Source organism: Myxococcus faecalis, assembly GCF_050039385.1.
Classification (GTDB): Bacteria; Myxococcota; Myxococcia; order Myxococcales; family Myxococcaceae; genus Myxococcus; species Myxococcus fulvus.
The window spans coordinates 7,036,398-7,059,041 of record NZ_CP144336.1; the positions used below are offsets into that span (position 1 = coordinate 7,036,398).

At 70.0% G+C, this 22,644-nt stretch carries 17 protein-coding genes; 6 read left to right on the forward strand and 11 right to left on the reverse strand.

Translation table 11 applies throughout. The annotated features are described in order from the left end of the window. Window positions 1–71 precede the first annotated feature (71 nt). Genes VZQ01_RS28250 through VZQ01_RS28260 form a run of 3 tightly spaced genes read right to left on the reverse strand, consistent with a single transcriptional unit; the run spans window position 72 to window position 5,436 of the window. The gene (locus VZQ01_RS28250; RefSeq protein ID WP_223748402.1) at window positions 72–1,325 is read right to left on the reverse strand and encodes a hypothetical protein; all 1,254 of its coding nucleotides are present in this window, start codon (window positions 1,323–1,325) and stop codon (window positions 72–74) included. Next, on the reverse strand, window positions 1,322–3,799 hold the full coding sequence (locus VZQ01_RS28255) for a TonB-dependent receptor domain-containing protein (RefSeq protein WP_491630665.1): 2,478 nt from the start codon (window positions 3,797–3,799) through the stop codon (window positions 1,322–1,324). The genes VZQ01_RS28250 and VZQ01_RS28255 overlap by 4 nt, the downstream gene beginning before the upstream one ends. Before the next feature lie 35 nt (window positions 3,800–3,834). Beyond that, a complete protein-coding gene (locus VZQ01_RS28260) occupies window positions 3,835–5,436 on the reverse strand; it encodes a serine/threonine protein kinase (RefSeq protein WP_223781619.1) in 1,602 nt (533 codons plus the stop codon). A 289-nt stretch (window positions 5,437–5,725) separates the two neighbouring features. Here VZQ01_RS28260 and VZQ01_RS28265 point away from each other — a divergent pair, with 289 nt between their 5' ends. Together VZQ01_RS28265 and VZQ01_RS28270 are read left to right on the forward strand one after the other, a co-directional pair. Further along, the gene (locus tag VZQ01_RS28265; protein WP_223748404.1) at window positions 5,726–6,589 is read left to right on the forward strand and encodes an ABC transporter substrate-binding protein; all 864 of its coding nucleotides are present in this window, start codon (window positions 5,726–5,728) and stop codon (window positions 6,587–6,589) included. Window positions 6,590–6,718: 129 nt separating this feature from the next. Then, window positions 6,719–7,168: an OsmC family protein gene (locus VZQ01_RS28270; protein WP_223748405.1), complete on the forward strand. Its 450-nt coding sequence runs from the start codon at window positions 6,719–6,721 to the stop codon at window positions 7,166–7,168. 3 nt (window positions 7,169–7,171) lie between these two features. Here the strand turns inward: VZQ01_RS28270 and VZQ01_RS28275 are convergent, their stop codons facing one another. Next, a complete protein-coding gene (locus VZQ01_RS28275) occupies window positions 7,172–7,591 on the reverse strand; it encodes a winged helix-turn-helix transcriptional regulator (RefSeq protein WP_223748406.1) in 420 nt (139 codons plus the stop codon). Between the two features lie 135 nt (window positions 7,592–7,726). Between VZQ01_RS28275 and VZQ01_RS28280 the strand changes: the two genes are divergently transcribed. Together VZQ01_RS28280 and VZQ01_RS28285 are read left to right on the forward strand one after the other, a co-directional pair. After that, the gene (locus tag VZQ01_RS28280) at window positions 7,727–8,974 is read left to right on the forward strand and encodes an MFS transporter (protein ID WP_426745200.1); all 1,248 of its coding nucleotides are present in this window, start codon (window positions 7,727–7,729) and stop codon (window positions 8,972–8,974) included. Between the two features lie 63 nt (window positions 8,975–9,037). Next, window positions 9,038–9,799 carry a sulfotransferase gene (locus VZQ01_RS28285; protein WP_223748408.1) on the forward strand — a complete coding sequence of 254 codons (762 nt, stop codon included), beginning with the start codon at window positions 9,038–9,040 and terminating at the stop codon, window positions 9,797–9,799. Here VZQ01_RS28285 and VZQ01_RS28290 read toward each other — a convergent pair. The 3 genes from VZQ01_RS28290 to VZQ01_RS28300 all read right to left on the reverse strand — a co-directional run bounded on the left by VZQ01_RS28290 (window position 9,775) and on the right by VZQ01_RS28300 (window position 12,203). Beyond that, window positions 9,775–10,716, reverse strand: a complete 942-nt coding sequence (locus VZQ01_RS28290) for a sulfotransferase domain-containing protein (RefSeq protein WP_426745201.1) — start codon at window positions 10,714–10,716, stop codon at window positions 9,775–9,777. The two genes, VZQ01_RS28285 and VZQ01_RS28290, sit on opposite strands and share 25 nt — an antisense overlap. Window positions 10,717–10,852: 136 nt before the next feature. Beyond that, window positions 10,853–11,197 (reverse strand): DUF3703 domain-containing protein, encoded by a 345-nt coding sequence (locus VZQ01_RS28295; protein ID WP_426745203.1) that lies wholly within the window; start codon window positions 11,195–11,197, stop codon window positions 10,853–10,855. 88 nt (window positions 11,198–11,285) lie between these two features. Further along, a complete protein-coding gene (locus tag VZQ01_RS28300; protein WP_426745204.1) occupies window positions 11,286–12,203 on the reverse strand; it encodes a cation diffusion facilitator family transporter in 918 nt (305 codons plus the stop codon). Window positions 12,204–12,903: 700 nt separating this feature from the next. On the opposite strand from VZQ01_RS28300, the gene VZQ01_RS28305 reads away from it, so the two are divergent. Next, window positions 12,904–14,730, forward strand: a complete 1,827-nt coding sequence (locus tag VZQ01_RS28305; RefSeq protein WP_426745205.1) for a BamA/TamA family outer membrane protein — start codon at window positions 12,904–12,906, stop codon at window positions 14,728–14,730. Window positions 14,731–14,734: 4 nt separating this feature from the next. Here VZQ01_RS28305 and VZQ01_RS28310 read toward each other — a convergent pair whose 3' ends face one another. After that, entirely contained in the window at window positions 14,735–15,511 is a 777-nt protein-coding gene (locus tag VZQ01_RS28310; RefSeq protein WP_408889326.1) for a hypothetical protein, read from the reverse strand. A 117-nt stretch (window positions 15,512–15,628) separates the two neighbouring features. Between VZQ01_RS28310 and VZQ01_RS28315 the strand changes: the two genes are divergently transcribed. Continuing rightward, window positions 15,629–17,836, forward strand: a complete 2,208-nt coding sequence (locus VZQ01_RS28315; RefSeq protein ID WP_426745206.1) for an alpha/beta fold hydrolase — start codon at window positions 15,629–15,631, stop codon at window positions 17,834–17,836. A 131-nt stretch (window positions 17,837–17,967) separates the two neighbouring features. On the opposite strand, the gene VZQ01_RS28320 is transcribed toward VZQ01_RS28315, so the two are convergent. The 3 genes from VZQ01_RS28320 to VZQ01_RS28330 form a co-directional block, all read right to left on the reverse strand. Further along, window positions 17,968–18,171: a cold-shock protein gene (locus VZQ01_RS28320; RefSeq protein ID WP_141332297.1), complete on the reverse strand. Its 204-nt coding sequence runs from the start codon at window positions 18,169–18,171 to the stop codon at window positions 17,968–17,970. A gap of 185 nt (window positions 18,172–18,356) precedes the next feature. Beyond that, window positions 18,357–19,568: a 2-oxoglutarate dehydrogenase complex dihydrolipoyllysine-residue succinyltransferase gene (gene odhB / locus VZQ01_RS28325; RefSeq protein ID WP_426745208.1), complete on the reverse strand. Its 1,212-nt coding sequence runs from the start codon at window positions 19,566–19,568 to the stop codon at window positions 18,357–18,359. Next, a complete protein-coding gene (locus VZQ01_RS28330; RefSeq protein WP_426745209.1) occupies window positions 19,558–22,452 on the reverse strand; it encodes a 2-oxoglutarate dehydrogenase E1 component in 2,895 nt (964 codons plus the stop codon). Before VZQ01_RS28330 ends, odhB begins: the two co-directional genes overlap by 11 nt. Between the last annotated feature and the right edge of the window lie 192 nt (window positions 22,453–22,644).

Sequence of the window (22,644 nt, forward strand, 5' to 3'; positions counted from 1 at the left end):
AAAGCACCGTCCTTCCTCTCTTTTTTCCCGATGTGGGGCGCCGCACACCCTTACGCGCCACGAGGTGGGGCTCAGGGGACCTCAAGCACGAAGGCCTGACTTTCGACGCCCGGAATCCCGATGCTCGCCGCCAGCGGCGGGGCGAGCTCGTTGGGGACCCGCCACGTCTGCCCCGTGGATTGGATCAGCACCACGGAGTAGCGACCCTTCGGCAGCCCGTCCAGACGGGCCGGGGCGGCCGCGTCGCTGGCATCCAGGGCGATGGGCTGCACGGCCACCTGGAGCTCCGCCAGGGGGACGGGCGTCATCCGGGGCTGACCGTTCTCATCCGTCAGCGCCGCGATGATGGGGTCCATCACCAGCCCCGCCGCGAGCACCACCAGGTCCGGCCTGCCGTCACGGGTGCCGTCGGCGCGCAGGTAGTCGATGCCGTCCGCGTCGAGGACGCTGTCGCGGTCCTTGTCGTTGTCCTCGAGCAGGCCCGGCTCATCCGCCAGCTTGCGCACCACGACGCGCGGCCAGACATCCGGCACCCCGTCGCGGTTGGCGTCGTCCGGCACGCCGTCGCGGTTGGCGTCCACGTAGCTGACGAGGAAGGCCTTGGGCCGCTGCGTCACCGGGCTGGCCTCCACCACCTGCGGCGTCAGCCGCAGCACCTTCATGGGCCCGCCCGCCGCCAGGGTGTTGTCTCCGCCGCCGGCGACGGTGACCTGGAAGGCGGGCCGGTCCACCGGCACCTGCGCGGTGGCCTGCGAGAAGCTCACCGTGACGTTGGTGAGCGGCTGCGGATGGCCCTCCTCGTCCTTGGTGACCTCCAGGACCAGCGGCTGGCCGTTGGTCAGGTCCACCGCGGCGCCGCCGATGTCGCCCGTGTTGGGCTCGCTGGTGACGCCGTACCAGGGGTTGAAGTCGGGGACGTGGCAGGGCGTGACGCCCGTCGCGCAGGTGTCCACGTCGATGAAGCCGCGCAGCATGTACTTGCCCGCGCCCACCAGGCTGAACGCGAAGGGCGCGGTGAAGGGGCCGGGCGAGTGGGTGCCGAGCGCCGGGCCGAACAGCTGCGCCGCGGGGATGACGGTGAAGGCCACCGGACGACCGCTGCCCTGGGGCGGCGGCAGCGGGCGCTTCTCCACGTCGTAGAGGAACACCACCGCGTTGCCCCGGAGGGCCGACTGCACGACGAGGCTGCCCTCGATGCGGGCGGTGTGCAGGGCCTGCTGGCCGTCCGCCGTGGGGACCACGGACGGGGACTCACAGCCCAGCACGAGCAGGGACGAGGCGAGCGCGACGAGCGCGGAGTGCTTGAACGAGGAGGTGCGGCTCATGGAGTCACCGTCAGCGTCGCGTAGACGCGCCGCTCGATGCGGTTGCCGAAGGGGTGTTGGGAGTGCGCGGCGCCCAGCTGGCTGCCGATGAGCGCCACGTCCACCAGGTTCTTCACCGCCGTGTAGCCCACGCGCGCGTTGATGATGGTGTGGGCGCCCAGCGGGTTGGAGGCCAGCTCGATGCGGGTCGGGTCCGCCGCCGCGGGCTCGCGCTCAATCCAGGTCGTGGACGAGGTGTAGGCCAGGTCCACGCCGAACTCGAGGTCCGCCTGGGTGCGGTAGGTGACGCCGCCGTACAGCTTGAGCTGCGGCACCTGGCTGCACGGGCCGCACTCCGCCTTGTCCTCCAGGTCCGAGGAGACCGTCTGGAAGGCGGCGCTCGCCTTGAGGCCCAGGCCGTCGATGAGGGCCAGCGTGAGGCCGGCTTCCGCGCCGCGCGCGGTGTAGATGGAGTCCTCGTTGACGAAGCGCGAGCGGCCGATGAGGTAGTTGCCCGTGGCCGCGTCGTAGGACTCGCCCACCGGCAGCCGCTCGAAGTTGGACAGGCCGATGAGGTCCTTCACCCGGTTCTGGTACAGGGCCACGTCCCAGTCCATGCCCAGCTCCGCGGACTCGCCGCGCCAGCCCAGCTCGAAGGCGGTGAGGCGCTCGGGGCGCAAGGCCGTGTTGCCCGTCGTCAGCGCGCTGGCGCCGTTGACGCCCTGCACGGGGACCAGCAGCCGCGTGTAGCTCTCCAGGAACGTGGGCTCGCGGAAGGCGGACGCCGCGCTGATGCGGAACGCGTGGCCCTCCACGGGCATGAACAGCGCGGACACGCGAGGCGAGTGCGCCAGGCCCGGCGAGCCCCCGTCGAGCAGCGGGTGGCGGTCCACGCGGTAGCTGGCGATGAGGCGCAGCGGGTCCGCCAGCCGCCACTCGTCCTGCACGAAGGCGGCGGCGTGGACCTCCTCACGCAAGGGGCCCAGGTAGTCCCAGCCCACGCGCTTGAGGCGGCCCTCCACGCCGACGTTGAGCTGGTGCTCGCCGCCCAGGTGGAAGGCGCGCGCGAAGAGCAGCTCCGCGTTGAACAGGTTGGAGCTGACCTCCGTGCCCAGCGAGCGCTGACCGATGGGCTCGTACTGGGGACCGGCGCTGCCGGAGATGTGGTTCCAGAACGTCTTGAGCTTCAGCGGCCCCAGCTCCACGTCGCCCTTGGCGTACGCGTTGAGGCCGTCCATGAAGTAGTTGCGCAGAAGGCCCAGCGGGTAGATTTCCGTCGCGTAGCGGTGCACGCCGCCGGACAGGCCCACCGTGCGGCCCTCCGCGAAGCTGTACACCGTGGACAGCGTGGCCCGGGCCCCGCGCATGCCGATGTCCGGGTCCGGGTCCCTGAGCACGATGTCCGGCCGGTCGCTGGCGTAGTCGCGGCTCCACTTGTCCGCCTGCGAGTACGCCACCGACGCGCGGTAGCGCAGCGCCCCGGAGCTGCCGTGGCTCAGGAACGAGCCCGCCACGCTGTGGCCGGTGCCGCCCGTCACCGTGAAGCGCGCGCGCGGGCCGGAGCCGGGGGCCTGGGTGATGATGTTGATGACGCCCAACATGGCGTTGGCGCCGTAGAGCGCGCTGCCCGGGCCGCGGATGACCTCGATGCGCTCGATTTCATCCAGGCCGATGGGGATGGACGACCAGAGCGTCAGGCCGAGGAAGTCCTGGTACTCGGTGCGGCCGTCGACGAGCACGAGCACCTTGTTGGCGATGCGCTGGTTGAAGCCGCGCATGGACACGTTGGCGCTGCCGATGCCCAGCGACATCACGTCCGCGCCCGGCACGCGCCGCAAGAGCTCCGGCAGGCTGGTGGCGCCCGACAGGCGGATGTCCTCCGCGGTGATGACGGTGGTGGCGTTGGGCGCCTCCAGCGAGGACTGGGCGCGGCGGCTGGCCGTCACCACGCGCTCCTCGTAGGGCACCGCGCCGTCGTCGCCCGTGGCCGCCTCGGACACGCCGGGCAGCACGGAGGGCACGTACGTGGAGGGCGCGGGCGTCGCGGGGCCCGAGGGCATGGACTCCGCGCGCTCGATGGCCTTCTCCAGCCGCTCCAGGAGCCCCGCCAGCTGCTGCTGGGACTGGACGCTCGCGGGGGGCGGCGGCATGGGCAGCGCGGAGTTGTCCGTCGCGCCGGCGGCGGCCTCCGCCTCGCGCTGCTTCGCCTCCAGCGCCGCGACGGTGGTCTCCACCGTGGCCGCGTCGGGCGGGTTGCTCGCCAGGTAGCGCCGGTAGGTCTCCAGCGCCTCCGCGGAGCGGCCCGCGTCCTGGTACGCGCGCGCGATGTTGAAGAGGACGTTGGGGTGCGGCTTGATGGCGTACGCCTGCTCCAGCTCGGCGATGCCCTGGTCGTACTCCTTCCGGGCGATGAGGCTCATGCCGGTGCGGAAGTGGCGACGGGCTTCCAGGCGTGCGTCCGCCAGGGCCTGCGACGCGCAAAGACACAGCGCCACGAGGCCCACTCGACGAAGGGATTTGAAGTGTTTCACTAGTAGGGGTTGTCCTTGAAATTGTCGCGCGACTCAGCGGGCCGTTGGGGGCGGGCCGGCGCAGTCGGCTTCTTCTTGAGCCTGTGGCGGATGGTCTGTTCGGTGCCGGTGCCCTCGGCCTTCACCGTGAGGGGCTGGTAGCCCTCCAGCGTGAAGGTCAGCTCCGCGCTCGCAAGGCCCTCACCGTCCTGCCGGACCTTGTACTTCACGGGGGTGACACCCAGGTCCTTGTTCCCCGCGCGCACCCGGGCGCCCATGGGCTCGCTCTCGATGGTGAAGACCACGGAGGGCACGTTGCCGGGCACCAGCGGCGCCAGCGCCAGCTCGTCGTCCACGGCGATGGCCGCCGGGCCCGGGGCCGTCTTCGCGGGCGCGGCGGGCGCCTTGGGCAGGGCGGCCTGGGTGGCGGCGTAGTCGGGCGGCAGCGGCTTGAGCTTGGGCTCGCGCATCATCATGGCCACCGCGAAGAGCCCGCCGCCAATCACGATGGCGCCGCCGAGGATGGCCAGGGGCAGCAGCAGGCCCTTGCCGGACTTCGCGGCCGGCTCCTCCACGGCGATGTCCAGCGCCATGGTGCTGGGGCCGGAGCCGGCGGCGTTCACCGGCCCGCTGATGGGGCCGCTGCGAGGACCGCTGCCGGTGCCCGTCAGGCGCGGGCCGCTGAAGACGCCGCTGACGCCCACCACGTGCGAGAGGCGACGCATCGCCTCCAGCACCTCGTCCATGGACTGGTAGCGCTCGGAGGGAATCTTGGCGAGGCACTTCATGACGAGCGCCTCCACCTCCGCGGGCACGCCATGGCTGGCCCAGACGGCGCCGAAGGCGGGAGGGGGCTCGTTGATGTGCTTGACGATGACGTCGATGCTCTGCGCGGCCAGGAAGGGCGGCTGGCCCATCAGCATCTGATAGAGCACCACGCCCATGCTGTACACGTCGCTGCGCGGGTCGGCGACGTTGCGCGCCTGCTCCGGCGCCATGTACTGCGGCGAGCCCAGGATGATGCCCGCCTGGGTGAGCGACGTGTCCTGCGGCACGTCCGCGTCGCCGATGAAGGACTTCACCAGGCCGAAGTCGAGCACCTTGACGATGTCGTGGTCCGTCTCCTGGTTGAGGACCATCACGTTGGCGGGCTTCAGGTCGCGGTGGATGAGGCCGACCTTGTGCGCCTCGCGCAGCGAGCGGGCGATCTGCTGCGTGATGTTGAGCGCGCGCGCCCACGGCAGCGGGCCCACCTGCGTGAGCAGCTGGCCGAGCGTGAGCCCGTCCAGGTACTCCATCGCGATGTAGTAGATGCCGTCGTCCGTCTTGCCGTAGTCGATGACGGTGACGGTGTTGGGGTGGCGCAGCTTCGCGGTGACGCTGGCCTCCAGGAAGAAGCGCTTCTGGAAGCCCGGGTCCTTGCCCTCGTCGTTGTAGTGGGGATTGAGGACCTTCAGCGCGACCAGCCGGTCCAGCGGCGCCTGCACCGCCTTGTAGACGCGGCCCATGCCTCCGGCGCCCAGGGTCTCCAGGATGCGGAAGCGCTCGTTGAGGACGCGCCCCAGCAGCGGATCCACCATGTCGGGCGGCGCGCCATTCGTCGGGGCGTTGTTTTCAATCATGTCTGCCCCCACCGACCGGGAAGGCACACGACGCTCCGGTCGAACATGCGTGCGGATGCTAACACCGCAATCGTCCACTGCCCAAGCGACCTGCCAGGTTGGCGCAGTGCATCAACGGCCGAGAAACCGGCCCGGGCGCCGCAACGTCCGGCACCGGACACGCGGCCGGTGGATCAGCCGGCAGACGCGGACTGGGGGGCGGGAGCGTGAGCGACTCGGAGTGTGGAACAAGGTTTTCGGGATTTCATGAAGCCTCCGCGAAGAGGGTGCGCGCGGTTAGGGTGGCGGGATGAGCGTCCACCTGACCGAGTTGCTTTCCAGCGCGCCCGCCTATCCCCGGCGGGTGGTGTGCATGACGGAGGAGACGACGGAGGTGCTCTACCGCATCGGCGCGGGGGAGCTGGTGGTGGGGGTGTCTGGCTTCACGGTGCGGCCGCCGGAGGCGCGCAAGAAGCCCCGGGTGTCGTCGTTCCTGGACGCCAACTTCGAGCGCATCTTGGAGCTCAAACCGGACCTGGTGTTGGGCTTCTCCGACTTGCAGGCGGACCTGGGCCGCGAGCTGTGCAAGCGGGGCGTGCCCGTGTACCTGTTCAACCAGCGCTCGGTGGCGGAGATCCTCCAGTCGGTGCGGCTGACGGGCGCGCTGGTGGGGCGCGCGGAGGCGGCGGAGAAGCTGGCGGAGGAGCTGACGGCGAACCTCACGCGCCACGCGGACGCGGCGGAAGCGCTGCCGCGCCGGCCGCGCATCTTCTTCGAGGAGTGGCACGAGCCGCTCATCTCCGGCATCCGCTGGTGCTCGGAGCTGGTGGAGCTGGTGGGCGGCGAGGACGTGTGCCGCGAGTCGCGCGCGTCGCAGGGCGCGAAGGGGCGCATCTTCGAGCCCGAGGAGGTGGCGCGCAGGAACCCCGACGGCGTCATCGCCAGCTGGTGTGGCCGCAAGGCGAAGCGGGACAAGATTGCCGCGCGTCCGGGCTGGGAGAAGGTGACGGCGGTGGTGGAAGACCAGCTCTACGAGGTGAAGAGCAGCCTCATCCTGCAGCCGGGCCCCGCGGCGTTGTCGGACGGCGTGGAGAAGCTCGCGCGCATCGTCTCGGCGATTGCGCGCGGGGAGAAGCTGCCCGTGCCGAAGGGCGCGGACCTGCGCGGCGGATGACGGAAGTCCGGACGCCGCGTAGGGGACGGGCTCCCTCGATGGAGGGAGCCGGTGCGACAGTCGAGCCGGAACGACAAAGGGGCTCCTATGCTCGGGCCCGAGGACACACGCAACGCAAGGAGGCAGGACGTGGAAGGATTTCCGCTGAGGCTCACGTGGAAGGGCTCCACCGCGAGCGAGTACAGCCGCAACGCGGTGGCTGGCACGGATGGCAAGCCGGACATCCTGGTGAGCGCGGGGACGGGGTATGGCGGTGAGGACTCGCGCTGGAATCCGGAGGACCTGCTCGGGGCCTCGGTGGCGCAGTGCCACCTGCTCACGTTCCTGGCGCTGGCGAAGAAGCTGCGGCTGGATGTGCGCTCGTACGAGGACCAGGTGACGGTGTTCCTCGACACGGTGGAGAAGGTGAAGCGGGTGAACAAGGTCCGCCTCGCGCCGCTCATCCGCGTGGCGCCGGGCACGGACGTGGAGAAGGTGCGCGAGATGTTCGTGAAGGCGCACAAGTACTGCTTCATCGGCCAGAGCATCACCGCCGAGGTGGTGATGGAGCCGACCATCGAAGTGCAGTCCGAGGCGTAGCGCTCAGCGCTTCCTGCGCGGCTTCTGCTCGGACACCTTCTTCACGACGGCGTCCGAGCAGGCCAGGGGCCGGCCGTCCTCGGCGCGCAGCTCCAGGGGGCGCACCGGCCTGCCGTGCTCCGTGTCGACCAGTCGGGAGCGGGGCTCGTCGGGTTGGAAGCAGTGGTGCTCGCCCCACTGCCGCAGGGCCACGATGACCTGGAACAGGTCCTTGCCCTTGGGCGTCAGCGCGTACTCGTGGAACGCGCTCCCGTCGGACGCGGCCACCGTCTCCAGGATGCCGTGCGCGACCAGGTTGCGCAGGCGGCCGGAGAGGATGTTGCGCGCCACGCCCAGGTTCTTCTGGAGCTCTCCGAAGCGGCGCAGGCCGTCGAACACGTCCCGGAGGATGAGCAGGGACCACTCGTCACCGAGGATGTCCACGGTCCGCTCGACGGGGCACTCGGCCTGGCTGTGGGGTTTTCGCTGCGCCATTCGGAAACGGAGGTTGCCACATCCCCTCCGGCCCGTTAACTCCCCGCTGGTTTCATTTTGAAACCAGATGCGGGCAGGTGGTGGATGCGACGGGAGTCCAAGGTGGTGGAGCCTGCGGGCAGGGGGGGGCCCGGGCTGTCGGGCGCGGTGACGGGGTTGTTGGCGGTGGCCTGCGGGCTGGCCGTCGCCAACGTCTATTACGCGCAGCCGTTGTTGGATGCGATGGCGCGGGAGCTGGGGTTGCAACCCGCGACGGTGGGCGTGGTCGTCACTGTCACGCAGGTGGGGTACGGGTTGGGGCTGTTGCTCCTGGTGCCGCTGGGAGACCTGGTGGAGCGGCGTCGGCTGGTCGCCCTGCAGATGCTGCTGTCGGTGGCGGCGTTGACGCTGGTGGGGCTGGCGCCCTCGGGCGCGGTGTTGCTCGGCGCGCTGGCGGTGGTGGGGCTGCTCGCGGTCGTCACGCAGGTGTTGGTGGCGTTCTCCGCGTCGCTCGCGTCGCCAGCCGAGCGGGGCCGCGTGGTGGGGCTGGTGACGAGCGGGGTGGTGATAGGCATCCTGATGGCGCGCACCGTGGCGGGCTTCCTGTCCGATGTCGCCGGGTGGCGCTCCGTCTATCTCGTGTCGGCGGGCGCGACGTTGCTCGTGGCGCTGGCGCTGCTGCGGGTGCTGCCTCGCGAGCGTGCGCGCACGCGGCTGTCCTATCCGGAGCTGCTGCGCTCGGTGCTCACGCTGTTCGTGGAGGAGCCCGTGCTGCGGGTCCGCGCGGTGCTCGCGCTGTTGGGCTTCGCCGCGTTCAGCACCTTGTGGACGCCGATGGTGCTGCTGCTGGCGGCGCCGCCGTTCTCGCTCTCGCACACGCAGGTGGGCCTGTTCGGCCTCGCGGGGGTCGCGGGCGCGCTGGGGGCGTCGAGGGCGGGGCGGCTGGCGGACCGGGGCTTCGGGAATCGGACGACGCTGTTCGCGCTCGGGCTGCTGCTGGTGTCGTGGGTTCCCATCGTGCTGACGCAGACGCACCAGTCGCTGTGGGCGCTGGGGTTGGGAATCATCGGTCTGGACCTGGCCATCCAGGCGTTGCATGTGACGAACCAAAGCGAGCTGTACGCGGTTCGCCCGGAGGCGCGCAGCCGGTTGGTGGCGGGCTACATGGTCTTCTATTCCATCGGCAGTGGCGCGGGCTCGCTCGCGTCCACGGTGGTGTTCGCGCACGCGGGTTGGGTGGGCGTGTGCGTGCAGGGGGCGACCATCGCCGCCGTGGCGCTGGGGTTCTGGGGCGTCACGCGACTGGCGGCGCGGGAGCGGGGATTCGCGAGGGTTCGCCGCGTCTCGTCATGACGTGGGTGCTCGATTCGTGAGACGCCTGCCCTCCGGTCCCGGGGGTGATTCGTGGAGCAGGTGGTGCGCAGGTCGCCGCTGTACACATTCGTCATCTGTCCGAACAACAGCGGCAGCACGTTGCTGGTGCGGCTGCTGGCCACGTCGGACCAGGTCTCCGTCTTCGACTCGATGAACCACGAGGGACAGTGGCTGGTGCACCGGGATGACCCGGAGGCGATGCCCATCCCCGACACCGAGTCGGACGAGCTTCGCAACTGGACGACGAACGAGGCGAAGTTCGCGGACCCCCAGCGCTACCACTGGGAGCGCATCAAGGCCGTCTGGCATCGCGCGTGGGATTTGGGCAAGGCGGTGCTCGTGGAGAAGAGCCCGCCCATGGTGATGGCCGCGCCGCTGTTGCAGGAGCAGTTCGCGCCCGCGCGGTTCATCGTCTCGGTGCGCAGTCCGTATGCCTTCGCCGAGGGCGTGCGGCGCAAGCGCGGCTATCCGCTGTCCGTCGCGACGGCGCATTGGGTGCGCTCCAGCCGGCTGCAGCTCCGCAACCGGGCCGTGCTGCGAGGCTCGCTCTTCTTCCGGTACGAGGACCTCTGTCAGTCCCCGGAGACCATCGCCGCGAGAATCCTCGAGTACATCCCGGAGCTGGGGCGGCTGGATGTCGGCCGCGCGTTCGACATCATGGGCGAGCGCAGCACCATCCGTGACTTCAACGGGGACTCGCTCGGACGCATGAGCGCCGCGGACCTGGAGGAGATCAACACGGCGCTCGCGGGTCATGAGGACGTGCTGGAGGCGCTGGGCTACGAGCGCCTCGTCCGGGCTTGAGCGGGTGGGGATGACCGCAGTTGCTGGCGAAGCCGTGCATAGGAGGGGATTCCGAGTGGCACCTCGATGTCCGCGCGCCAGGTCGCGGCGAGCGCGTCGTGCACCGCCGAGGACAGCTCCGAGGAGTCTCCCACGCGGCCGGCTCGGACCTTGGTGGTCTGGACCTCGGGTGGGAGCGCGGTGAGTCGATTGACGGCCTCGGTCGTCGGGTGGTCGTCGAACTGGGACTCGTGCGCGTGCATGAACTCGAAGGTGGACTGCTTCGTCACGAGCGCGACGAGCGCGTCGTCCAGGGGGATGCCCATGAAGGCGCCGATGCGTCGGACCGCGGACGCCAGGTCCTCCTTCATGTCCTCGTAGGCGAGCAGCAGCACGTCGTCGCGCTCGCGGACGCTCCACCAGGCGCGCAGGTGTTCCCAGTAGCGGCCGAAGCGCGCGTCCTTCAGGAAGATGCCGAAGCAGAACTCCTCCACGCTGACGGAGTCGGGCTCGAACATCCAGCCGTTCACGTAGTGGTAGAAGGACGTGAGCGTGTCCGCCGGGTCTCGCATCACGTGGATGTAGCGCCCGCCCTTCGGCACCCGCTCCCAATGCAGGTGTGTCTTGAACGCGCGCGGTTTCGCGACCTGGGGCCCCGCGAGGTCGACGCCCGGGAGGGGTGGGCTCTCCAGCCACGGGACGACGAGGGAGATCTCCTCGAAGCCCATGTCGCCGCGCGTGCGCAGGCCGTGGACGATTTGCTGCGTCCACGTGGTTCCGCACTTGGGATAGGTGGCGACGAAGATGTCTGTCGGCTCCACGTGGAAGTGCGCGGGGCCGGAGATGGGCTCGCGCCATGCGCGCAGGGCTTGCAGCTCCGGAAGCGATTTCGGCAGACGAGATGATGGCTGACGGTGCGCGGCGTCCGACGTGGTCATGCGGCCTGTCCCCCAAGTGGAGTGACTCCACCCGCGCGGGAGCCTAGCGTCAGTCCGTGCACGCATCGCGTGCCGCGTTCGTCACGGGCCTTGGTCGAAGGCGGTTCGACGCGGGATGTCACCTCGACGCGGGGAGTTATCGCGCGGCCAGGATGGCGCGGAGGTCCTCGGGGATGTCCATGGGTGTGAAGATGCCCACGTTGGCGCCGCCCGTGTTGCCCAGCGGCGCGCGACCGAGCCACGAGCCCGGCGCGGCCAGGAGGAGTCGCGGCAACTGTCCGAGCAGCTCCCGCCAGTCTCCGTGTCCAACGGCCCAACGGAACATGGCGCCGTGGACGCGCAGGTGGGGCCACGCATGGGCCTGACTCAGGACGTGGGCGCGCTCCAGGAAGCGCCAGGCGTCTTGATGGGCACCGCGTGCATGGGCTTGCTCGGCGCGGCGCAGCTCGAGGTCGAAGTGGGTTCGCAGGGTCGGGGTCATCGGAGGTCTCGGTGGGGCGCTGGCGAGGGGGGCATCGTCAGGGCGAGGGAGTCGAGGTCGGCGGCGGGGCCGGACTCGCACGGTGCCGTCAGGCGCATGCGGCGTGGCGGGTGTCACCAGGGGCGCAGGGGTGGCAGGTCGCGGCGAGCGCGGGTTCGAGTTGGAGTGTGACGTGCTCGATGCCGAACGTGTCGTGCAGCCGGGCCTTCAGCGAGGGGACGAGCGCCTCGGTGCCGGACGGCGCATCCACCACGAGGTGGGCGGTGAGGGCCGACTCGGTGGTGCTCAAGGCCCAGACGTGGAGGTCGTGCACGCCGGTGACACCGGGCGCCTGCGTCATGAGGCTTCGCACCGCGCCCAGGTCGATGTTCGCGGGAACGGCCTGCAGCGCGAGGTTGAAGGAGTCCACCAGCAGCCTCCACGTGCTGACGAGGATGAGCAGCGCGATGCCGAGCGTCACCACCGGGTCCAGCCACGCCTGCCCCGTGAAGTAGATGAGCGCGCCGCTGAGCACCACGGCGAGCGACACGCCCGCGTCGGCCGCCATGTGCAGGAACGCGCCCCGCACGTTGAGGTCGTTCCTGCGCCCCTTCCAGAACAGCAGGGCCGTGGCGGTGTTGATGACGACGCCGATGCCCGCGACGCTCATGACGGTGAGGCTGGCGACGGGCGCTGGCTCGCCGAAGCGGCGGAGGGCTTCCCAGCCGATGGCGCCGACAGCGACCAGCAGGATGAGCGCGTTGAAGAGGGCCGCGAGGATGGAGGCACCGCGCAGGCCGTAGCTGCGCCGCTCGGTGGGCTGGCGTCGGGCGAGGATGCTGGCGCCCCAGGCGAGCTCGAGCCCCAGCACGTCGCTCAGGTTGTGGCCCGCGTCCGCGAGCAGCGCCAGCGAGCCGGAGAGGAAGCCGTACAGCGCCTCGATGGCCACGAAGGCCAGGTTGAGCGTGACGCCGAGCGCGAAGGCTCGGCCGTGTGACGTGGGCGCGTGGCTGTGTGAACCCGACATGGGGAAAGGGACCTCCAGGAATGGATGGCTCCGGGGGCGAGCGCTCGAGGACCCACGAGCCGCGACCCACCGTTCATCGAGGAAGACGCCACCTTTCGCGCGGTATTACAGCGGCATTTCCCGAGGGTTTTCGACGGCGAGCGTGCTGCCAGCGGGCCCGTTGCTCGGGAGGCTCCGCGCGGCGGATTCGGTTCCGACACAGGGCCCTGGTCGTCCTGCGACTCGGGCGACAGCCACCACCGAGAGGCCCGCGCCAGGAGCCGCACCGAAGGCGGTGCTCCGTGCACGTGGTGGTGCTGTCTGGGGTCCTTGGACCTGGGCGGTTCTCGCCCGAGCGATAGCCCGGACATCACGGAGGGGGCCGACGTCGACGAACCGCGCCATCCGAGCTTCCCGCGATGAAGATGCTCGCCAGGAATGCGGCGCATGCCAGGATGGTGGGGTGGCGCTACCACTGGTTGCCCTCATCGTCGTTCCTCTTGCCCTGACTCCACTCCAGGCGGAGCCTGTCGTCGCGTTGCTGTCACCTGCCGCGCTTGTCGCGACGCCACAGGGCGTGCAGGCGGCCCCCAGCCCCGAGAAGCGGGCGCCTGTCGTTGCGTCTCCGCCACGGGTCGCGCTCGTCGCGACGCAGCAAAGCGAACTGGCGGAGCCCGTCTCGGAGACCCCGACTCCCGCCGTTGCGTCGCCGCTACTGGGCGTGACGCAGCAAAGCGAACTGGCGGAGCCCGTCTCCGAGACACCGGCTCCCGTCGTCGCGACTCCGCCGCCGGACGCGCCCGTCGCGACACAGCAGGGTGAGCAGCCCGAGGGCGCCACGGTGGAGCCTCCACCCGCGCGCGCACCCGGGCTGACGCAGGAGAACTACGAGGAGGCCCTCGTCGTCGAGTCGCTCGTCCGGCATGGCCGCCAGGTGGACCCCTCCCCGGAAGGAAAGCCGCTCTCGGATGTGCTCGTGGACACCGAGGAGGTGGTGGTCGAGAGCGACCCGTATCCTGACTTCCTCAACATCTTCCACGTGCGCACGCGCGACGAGGTCGTCCGGCGCGAGGTGCTGCTGCCGCTCGGTCAGCCCTACTCCACGCGCCTCGCGGAGGAGACGGCGCGCAACCTGCGCGCACTGCGCCTGTTCTCCGTGGTGCGAGTCGTCCCGCTCGTCGGCAAGACGCCCGGCACGGTGTCGCTGCTCGTCGTCACCAAGGACATCTGGTCGCTACGACTCAACAGCGACTTCTCCGCGGTCGGCTCGCTGCTCCAGTACCTGCGGCTGCAGGGCACGGAGCAGAACTTCCTGGGCCGGGGCAAGAAGCTCGCGGTGGACTTCATCCTGCGCCTGGACACGCTCAGCCTCGGACAGAGCTACACCGACCCGCGCGTGCTGGGCAGTCGCTGGTCGTTCACCGAGTCCGCCGCCATCATCATCGGACGCGAGAGCGGCCAGGCCGAGGGCTCGCGGGGCAGCGTCTCCGTGAGCCGGCCCCTCTACTCGCTGTCGACGCCGTGGAGCGTCAGCTCATCCGTGGCGTGGAACGTGGAGACCAATCGCGTCTACCGGGGCGCGGACATCTGGCAGCTCCCGTTCCCCGGTGGCCCGACGGTGCCCTACGTGTACCGGACGGAGGAGGTCGCGGGCGCGGCCTCGTACACGCGCTCCTTCGGCCTGCGCTACAAGCTCAACCTGAGCGGCTCCGTGGGCGCGTACCACTACGCCTACGACCCGCCGAGGTCGTCGATGTTGACCGAGGACCAGTCCGCCTGGTTCCGGCGCAACTACCTGCCGCGCGCCGAGGACGCGGGCTACGTGTCCATGTCCCTGCGCGCCTTCGAGGCCCGCTACGAAGTCCTCCGCGACGTGGACTCCTATGTCCTCTCCGAGGACTACCAGATGGGGCACTGGCTCTCCGCGACGCTGCGCTACGCGCCGCCCGTCTTCGGTGACGACACGCACTTCACGGAGGCAGGGCTGGCCGCGCGCTACCGCCTGCGCTGGGGCGAGGCGCTCACCACTGTCGCCGCCTCCGGCTCCATCCGTCGACAGATGGGCGACGCGGCGACCTGGAACAACCGCCACTGGGCCGCGGAGCTGACGCAGGTGTCGCCCAAGGTGCTCGGAGGACGCTTCGTCGCGCGCGGCCTGCTGGACGTCAACATCGACGACCTGTTCGACCGGGTGACGCTCCTCGGTGGAGGCAACGGCCTTCGCGGCGCGCCCGCGGACGAGTACTCCGGCAAGCGGATGTTGCTCGTGAACGTGGAGTACCGCACCGCGCCGCTGGTCATCAAGACCGTGCACGTGGGCGGCGTGCTCTTCCTCGACTCGGGCAGCGCGTTCAACGACAGGCCGGACATGGTGACGTCCGTGGGCGTGGGCCTGCGGCTGCTCTTCCCTCAGTTCAACGTCAACCCGTTCCGAATCGACTTCGGCTACGTGCTCAACGGCGACCGGCCTCCCATCGGCAGCCGCTTCACGTTCGCCGGCGGCCAGGTGACGGACCTGCGCCCCAGCTTCCTCGACTCACCGCTGTAGCCGCTCACGGCGGCTCGACGCGCAAGAGCTCCCGGAACAACACCTCGGCGACATCCCGGAACAGCTCCCCGGACGCGAGCAGTCCGCCGCAGTGGTGCGGCTCCCTCGCGAGCGTCAGCGCCACCGCGCGCTGGAGCACCGCGTCCCAGAAGGGCTCGGAGCCGTCGGGCAGGAGGAACTCTCGGATGATGGCGCGCGGCCAGGGCAGCACCGTCGTCGGGTCCGCGTCGCTCAGCGAGGTGAAGCAGTCCAGGTCCACGTCCAGCAGCACCCGCTCCGCGTCCTCCAGCACGTCCCGCACCGCGTCACCCGGAGCAGGGTGGCTCCACGCCTCGGACGCGCGGTCCACCGTGGGCACCACCACCAGTCGGTGCGAGCGGCCTCGCGTGTCCACGTAGGTGTCCCCCGCGAAGGCGCCCCGGGGCCGCGTCCGGGCGATGAACAACGCATCCGCCACCAGCCCCGCCTCCATCGCCGCGAGGATGTGGTCGTAGTTGCGCACGTCCAATTCCCACCGGGCGTGCTCATCCAGCGCTCGCAGGCCCGCCGAGCGGTCCGGCACCGCCTCCGGCCTCCGGGGCACCACCACGTCCAGGTGACGGTCCAGCGTGACGAGCAGCGCGGCGGGCCCTGTGTCCCCCAGGGCCATGGCCCAGGAGGGCAGGGCGAGCCGGTGGGGGTCGAAGACGTACGCGTCCGTCGGCCCCCGGCCGCCTCCCAGCCCCAGCCGGATGATGCCCGCCAGGCGCAGGTGGAGCAGGGCGTCGTCGTCGGTCTTCATGCCTCGGGAATCCTCGCGTCCGTCGCGGGTTTGCTCAGCTTGCGCGGCGGCCGAGTGTAGGCTTCCCCGCACCCTTCCGTGAAAGGAGCCCCGCCGCTGGCGGGAGTTCGACTACGCATGCGCCAGGTCCTCGCCGCAGCGCTCATTTTCGTGAGCGCGCCCGTATACGCCCAGGAGATGAAGCCCCTCACCATGCCCCAGACGGCGCACTCGCAAGACCCCTTCTTGAGGCAGCTGTCGGAGACCCGCAACTTCTCCAGCGGCCGCCCGGTGAGCGTACGGGTCACCCCGGACGAGAAGCAGGTCCTCTTCCTGCGCACCCAGGACACCTCCAACGTCCAGACGCTCTATGCGTTCGACGTGGCGACCGGGGAGGTGAAGGAGGTGCTCACCCCCGAGGCGCTGCTCAAGGGCACCGAGGAGACGCTCACCCCCGAGGAGAAGGCCCGCCGTGAGCGCATGCGCGTCAGCGCCCGGGGCTTCACCTCGTACCAGATCTCCGACGACGGCACGCGCCTGCTCGTCCCGCTCTCCGGCCGGCTCTATGTCGTCGAGCGCGCGAGCGGCAAGGTGACCGAGCTCAAGACGGGCCCCGGCGTGCTGGACCCGCGCTTCTCCCAGGACGGCAAGCAGGTGGCCTACGTCCGCGAGAACGACGTCTACCGAATCGACATCGCGGCGAACAAGGAGCAGCGCGTGACGAAGGGAGGCACCGCCGAGAAGACGCACGGCGTGGCCGAGTTCGTCGCCCAGGAGGAGATGAGCCGCTTCTCCGGCTACTGGTGGAGTCCCGACGCCAGGCGCGTCGCCTACACCGAGTCCGACACCTCGGAGGTGGAGAAGCTCACCATCGTCGACGTGATGCACCCCGAGCGCGGCGGCGAAATCTTCGCGTACCCGCGCCCCGGCAAGCCCAACGCCAAGGTGCGCCTGGGCGTCACGGCCGTCACCGGTGGCAAGACGACGTGGGTGCAGTGGGATGCGGCGAAGTACCCGTACCTGGCCACCGTGGTGTGGCCCAAGGGCGGCCCGCTCACCATCCTGGTGCAGAACCGCGTCCAGACGGAGCAGCAGCTGCTCGCCGTCGACCCGGCCACGGGCAAGACGCGGGAGCTGCTGGTGGAGAAGGACTCGGCCTGGCTCAACCTGGACCAGGACTTCCCGCTGTGGCTGGACGATGGCTCGGGCTTCCTCTGGTACACCGAGCGCAACGGCGGCCCGGAGGTGGAGCTGCGCAAGGCGGACGGCTCGCTCGACAAGAGCTTCGTCAAGCCGGACGCGGGCTTCCGGGGCATGACGCGCTTCGTGCAGAAGGACCGCACGCTGTTCTTCAACGGCGGCCCCAACCCCACGCAGAGCGTGTTCTACCGCGTGAGGGACGGCGGGGCGCCCGAGCGCGTGACGAAGAACGGCGAGGGCATCGAGGGGGGCTCCGCCTCGCGCGAGGGCGGGGTGTTCGTCGTCAACACGTCCAGTCTCAAGAGCATGAGCCGCACGGAGGTGCTGCGCGCGGACGGCACGCGCGTGGGCCAGCTGCCGGAGGTGGCGCAGGAGCCGCCCTTCGTCCCCAACACGGAGCTCAGGCAGGTGGGCCCCAAGCGCTACTGGGCGTCCATCACCCGGCCGCGCGACTTCAAGCCCGGCAAGAAGCTGCCCGTCATCGTCGACATCTACGGCGGCCCCACCACCACCGTGGTGCACCACAGCATGGCCGCGCACCTGATGTCCCAGTGGATGGCGGACCAGGGCTTCCTCGTCGTGAAGTTCGACGTGCGCGGCACCCCCCTGCGCGGCGCCGCCTGGGAGCGCGAGGTGAAGTACGACTTCGCCACCGTCACCCTGGATGACCAGGTGGACGCGCTCCAGGCGCTGGCCAAGGAGCTGCCCGAGCTGGACCTCAAGCGCGTGGGCATCCAGGGCTGGAGCTTCGGCGGCTACATGGCCGCGCTGGCCGCCCTCAAGCGCCCGGACGTCTTCAAGGCCGCGGTGTCCGGCGCCCCCGTGGTGGACTGGCTCGACTACGACACGCACTACACCGAGCGCTACCTGGGCCTGCCCCAGGAGCACCCCGAGGCGTACGAGAAGAGCTCGCTGCTCACCTACGCCAAGGCGGACAAGCCCATCGGCAAGCTCTTGCTCATCCACGGCACCGCGGATGACAACGTCTACTTCTTCCACACGCTGAAGCTGAGCGACGCCCTGTTCCGCGCCGGCAAGCCGCACGAGCTGCTCCCGCTGAGCGGCCTGACGCACATGGTGCCCGACCCGCTGGTGAAGCAGCGCCAGTGGGAGCGCGTGATGGAGCACTTCAAGAAGAACCTGTGACGGGCGCGGGCCCGGGCGCGTCCGCGCGCCCGGGGGACGCTCCGGAAAGCAAGAGGCCCGGTTCCCTGGGGACAGGGACCGGGCCTCCGTTCGTGAGCCCCTCGCGGGGAAGGGCTCATCGCAACGACGTCTCAGGCGGCGCGAACGTTCTGCGCCTGCAGGCCCTTGGGGCCACGCGTCACTTCGAACTCCACCTTCTGACCCTCGGCGAGGGTGCGGAAGCCGTCCATGTTGATGGCGGTGTGGTGGCAGAACACGTCCTCACCACCGCCGTCCTGGGTGATGAAGCCGAAGCCCTTCGCGTCGTTGAACCACTTCACGGTACCGGTTGCCATTGCACTTCCTTCAGTCTCGCGGGGCGACGCGTGAGAGTCGCCCGTTCTTCCCGCCCCCCGACGACCGGGAGACATGTCCGGTTTTAGTGAAACGCCTGCCTGGAAGTCCAGCCAGCGACCTGAAATGCCCGGTTTGCATTGAGGCCGGGCATCTCAGTCAATACTGACGCGTCGCGTTGGCGGCCTCAGACGTCGAGCAGGAGCCGCTCGGGGTCCTCGATGCACTCCTTCACGCGCACGAGGAACTGGACGGCCTCGCGGCCGTCAATGAGGCGGTGGTCGTAGGTGAGGGCCACGTACATGATGGGCCGGATGACCACCTGGCCGTCGCGGGCGACGGGGCGCTCGACGATGTTGTGCATGCCCAGGATGCCCGTCTGCGGCGGGTTGATGATGGGCGTGGACAGCATGGAGCCGAAGATGCCGCCGTTGGTAATCGTGAAGGTGCCGCCCTGCAGCTCCGGCAGGGTGAGCTTGTCGTTGCGCGCCCGGGTGCCCAGGTCGCCCACGCCCTTCTCCAGCTCCGCCAGGGACAGCTTGTCCGCGTTGCGGATGACCGGCACGACCAGGCCGCGGCTGCCGCTCACCGCCACGCCGATGTCGTAGTAGTGCTTGAAGATGACGTCTTCGCCGTCGATCTCCGCGTTGACCTGGGGGAAGGCCTTGAGGGCTTCAATCGACGCGCGGACGAAGAAGCTCATGAAGCCGAGCTTCACGCCGTGCCTGGCCTGGAACTTGTCGTTGTACTTCTTGCGCAGCGCCATCACCTCGCCCATGTCCACCTCGTTGAAGGTGGTGAGCAGGGCGGCGTTGGACTGGGCCTGGACCAGGCGCTCGGCGACGCGCTTGCGAAGCGGCGTCATGCGCACGCGCTCCTCGCGCGCGGCGTTGGGGCGCGGGCCCGCGGGCTGGGCCGGGGCGGCGGGCTGGGAGGGCGCGGCCGGGCGGTTGAGCTGACCGAGCACGTCCTCCTTGGTGATGCGGCCGCCGGCGCCGCTGCCCCTGAGCTGGCTGACGTCGACCTTGTTCTCCTCCGCCATCTTCCTGGCGGTGGGGGTGATGCGCGCGTCGGACTCCTGCGCGGGCGCCGCGGCGGCGACGGGCGCCGGAGCGGGCGCGGTGGGAGCAGCGGCCGCCGCGGGCCTGGCGGCGGCGCCGGCACCGGCCTCGATGAGGCCGAGCACGTCGCCCACGCGCACCTTGTCACCTTCCTTGAAGGCGACCGACGCCAGGGAACCGGCCGCGGGCGCGGGCACGTCGATGGTGACCTTGTCGGTCTCCAGGACGACGAGCGGCTCGTCCGCGGACACCGCGTCACCCGGCTTCTTGTTCCACTTGCCGACGACGGCCTCGGTGATGGACTCGCCCAGGGGGGGTACTTTCAGTTCAACGGCCATTCTTGGTCCCTCGGAAGATGGCTTCCTCGATGATGAGCTGCTGCTCGATTTCGTGAGTCTTCGGGAAGCCGGTTGCGGGGCTGGCGGCCTCCGCGCGCCCGATGTAGCCCAACTTCACGGGTTGCTGCGAGCGCGACGACACCAGGTCATGCAGGCGCGGGAACATGAAGTGCCACGCGCCCGCGTTGCGGGGCTCCTCCTGCACCCAGTAGACCTCCGCGAGCCTGGGCAGCTTCGCCACCAGGTTCGCCAGCTCGTCCGCCGGGAACGGGTAGAGCTGCTCCACCCGGACGATGGCGATGCTGTCGTCCTTGCGCTCGTTCCGCGCCTTCACCAGGTCGTAGTACACCTTGCCGCTGCACAAGAGCAGCCGCGTCACGCCCGCGGGCGCCACGCTGTCCAGGATGACCTCCTGGAAGCCGCCCGTGGCCAGCTCGTCCACCTTGCTGGTGGCCTCCGGCCGGCGCAGGAGGCTCTTGGGCGACATGATGACCAGGGGCTTGCGCACCGGGCGCACCACCTGACGGCGCAGGAGGTGGAAGATCTGCGCGGGCGTCGTGGGGTAGCAGACCTGGATGTTGTCCTCGGCGGACAGGTCCAGGAAGCGCTCCAGGCGCGCGCTGGAGTGCTCGGGGCCCTGGCCCTCGTAGCTGTGTGGCAACAGCAGCGTGATTCCGCTCAGCCGGCGCCACTTGCTCTCCGCGGCGGCGATGAACTGGTCGATGATGATTTGAGCGCCGTTGGCGAAGTCGCCGAACTGGGCCTCCCAGAGGGTGAGGCCGTCCGGGACGTCCAGGCTGTAGCCGTACTCGAAGCCGAGCACGCCCATCTCCGACAGGGCGCTGTTGACGACCTGGAAGCTGGCGCGGCCGGTGGAGAACTGCTGCAGGGGCGTGTACTTGGCGCCCGTCTGCACGTCGTGCAGCACCGCGTGGCGGTGGCTGAACGTGCCGCGCTCGCAGTCCTGGCCGGACAGGCGCACCGGGTGGCCCTCGGAGAGCAGCGTGGCGTACGCCAGCGACTCACCCTCGCTCCACTGCAGCTCCTCGCTGTCGAGCATGCCCAGGCGCTTCTTGATGACGGTGCGCTCCACGTCGCGGTGCACGTGGAAGCCCTCGGGCACCGTGCACAGCCGCTGGAGCGCGTCGCGCAGCTTCGCCTTGTCCACGGCGGTGGACACCTGGGGCGCGTTCTTCACCGAGCCGCCCTGGTAGGCCTTCCACAGGCCCTCCAGCGCGCTGGGCTCCTTGAACTCGCTCTCCTGGCGCGCGCGGGTCAGCGCCGCGTCGAACTCCGCCAGGCAGCGCTGCTTGATGGCCTCCGACTCCTCCGCGCTGATGCGGTTGCCGTCCGCCAGCGCCTTCGCGTAGCGCGTGCGCACCGTGGGGTGCTTGCGGATGATGTCGTACATCGCCGGCTGGGTGAACGAGGGGTCGTCGCCCTCGTTGTGGCCGTAGCGGCGGTAGCAGATGAGGTCGATGACCACGTCGCTGTGGAATGTCTGGCGGTACTCCGCCGCCAGCCGCGCCACGTGCACGCAGGCCTCCGGGTCATCGCCGTTCACGTGGAACACGGGGATGTCCAGCATCTGCGCGATGGCGGTGGCGTAGATGGAGGAGCGCGAGTCGTGGGGGTCGGTGGTGAAGCCGACCTGGTTGTTGATGACGACGTGGAGCGTGCCGCCCGTCGTGTAGCCCTTGAGGCCCGACAGGTTGAGCGTCTCCGCGACGACGCCCTGGCCCATGAAGGCCGCGTCGCCGTGGATGAGCAGGGGCATCACGCCCACGCGCTCGGTGTCGCCGAAGCGCTCCTGCTTGGCGCGCACGCGGCCCTCGACCACCGGGTTGACGGCCTCCAGGTGGCTGGGATTGAACGCGAGCGACAGGTGCACGTTCTTGCCCTGGCGCGTGGTGTGGTCCGACGAGAAGCCCATGTGGTACTTCACGTCGCCGCGGCCCAGGTACGCCCGGGGGTCCTTGGGGCCGTCGAACTCGCTGAAGATCTGCCCGGGCTGCTTGCCCAGGATGTTCGTCAGCACGTTGAGGCGGCCGCGGTGGGCCATGCCGATGACGACCTCCTTCAGCCCCAGGCCGCTGCCCACCTCGGCGATGGCGTCCAGCATGGGGATGAGGGCCTCGCCGCCGTCCAGGCTGAAGCGCTTGGCGCCCACGTACTTGGTGTGCAGGAAGTTCTCGAAGCCCTCCGCGTAGGACAGCTTGGTGAGGATGTGGCGCTGGTCCTCCACGGAGAACGCGGTGCGGTTCTCGCTGTGCTCCATCCGCTGCATCAGCCAGCGGCGGCGCTCGCTGTCGAGGATCTGCATGAACTCCACGCCGACGCTGCCCGTGTACGTGCGGTGCAGGCGCGCGAGCAGCTCGTCCAGCTTCACCTTCTGCTGCGGGAAGACGTGGTGCGTCTCCACCTCCTGCTCGCGCTCCTTGGGCGAGAAGTGGCCGTCATCCACCATGCTCACGTCCGCCACGTGGGCGAGCGCGGGGCGCGGGCGGTTGAGCGGATCCAGGTCGGCGCGCAGGTGGCCGCGCAGCCGGAACGCGAAGAGCGCCTGGTCCACCTTGGACTGCAGCTCCAGCGCCTGGGCCTGGGCGGTGCTCTGGGCGGCGACGGGGGCGGCCGCGGCCGGCGCGGCGGCGGGGGCCTGGGCGGCTCCCGCGGCCTTGCCGTTGCCCTTGCCGGGCGCGACGGCCGCCGCGGGCACCTCCAAGAGCTTCGTGCTGAAGATGGGACGGCCGGCGCCATCGTTTCGCTCGAAGATCTCTCGCCAGCTTGCATCCACGCTGGCGGGGTCCTCGAGGTAGCGGGCGTAGAGCCCCTCGATGAAGTCGATGTTGGCGCCGGAAAGGAACGAGTCCTGGAAGTTCGCCATGGCGGTGTCGTCTTTTACTGGATGACCGCCCCGTTGGGGGTTTTTCGAGGCGTCTTTGTTGGGCCCTGGCGGCACCCCAGGGGAGGGGCCTGTTCAGGGGAGCAGGCCAAGTCATGCCGCTGTTGAGCCCAGCTTCACCTGGGAACACCCCGACACCCGGGGACTCCCAGCACCCGTTTCGTCCCGTTTCGG

Bases quoted from the DNA above. Each gene is read 5' to 3' on its own strand.
- VZQ01_RS28315 (WP_426745206.1), top strand. From the start codon at position 15,629: ATGCGCCAGGTCCTCGCCGCAGCGCTCATTTTCGTGAGCGCGCCCGTA.
- VZQ01_RS28290 (WP_426745201.1), bottom strand. From the start codon at position 10,716: ATGACCACGTCGGACGCCGCGCACCGTCAGCCATCATCTCGTCTGCCG.
- VZQ01_RS28260 (WP_223781619.1), bottom strand. From the start codon at position 5,436: ATGATTGAAAACAACGCCCCGACGAATGGCGCGCCGCCCGACATGGTG.
- VZQ01_RS28250 (WP_223748402.1), bottom strand. From the start codon at position 1,325: ATGAGCCGCACCTCCTCGTTCAAGCACTCCGCGCTCGTCGCGCTCGCC.
- VZQ01_RS28310 (WP_408889326.1), bottom strand. From the start codon at position 15,511: ATGAAGACCGACGACGACGCCCTGCTCCACCTGCGCCTGGCGGGCATC.
- VZQ01_RS28295 (WP_426745203.1), bottom strand. From the start codon at position 11,197: ATGACCCCGACCCTGCGAACCCACTTCGACCTCGAGCTGCGCCGCGCC.
- VZQ01_RS28320 (WP_141332297.1), bottom strand. From the start codon at position 18,171: ATGGCAACCGGTACCGTGAAGTGGTTCAACGACGCGAAGGGCTTCGGC.
- odhB (WP_426745208.1), bottom strand. From the start codon at position 19,568: ATGGCCGTTGAACTGAAAGTACCCCCCCTGGGCGAGTCCATCACCGAG.
- VZQ01_RS28300 (WP_426745204.1), bottom strand. From the start codon at position 12,203: ATGTCGGGTTCACACAGCCACGCGCCCACGTCACACGGCCGAGCCTTC.
- VZQ01_RS28330 (WP_426745209.1), bottom strand. From the start codon at position 22,452: ATGGCGAACTTCCAGGACTCGTTCCTTTCCGGCGCCAACATCGACTTC.
- VZQ01_RS28280 (WP_426745200.1), top strand. From the start codon at position 7,727: ATGCGACGGGAGTCCAAGGTGGTGGAGCCTGCGGGCAGGGGGGGGCCC.
- VZQ01_RS28265 (WP_223748404.1), top strand. From the start codon at position 5,726: ATGAGCGTCCACCTGACCGAGTTGCTTTCCAGCGCGCCCGCCTATCCC.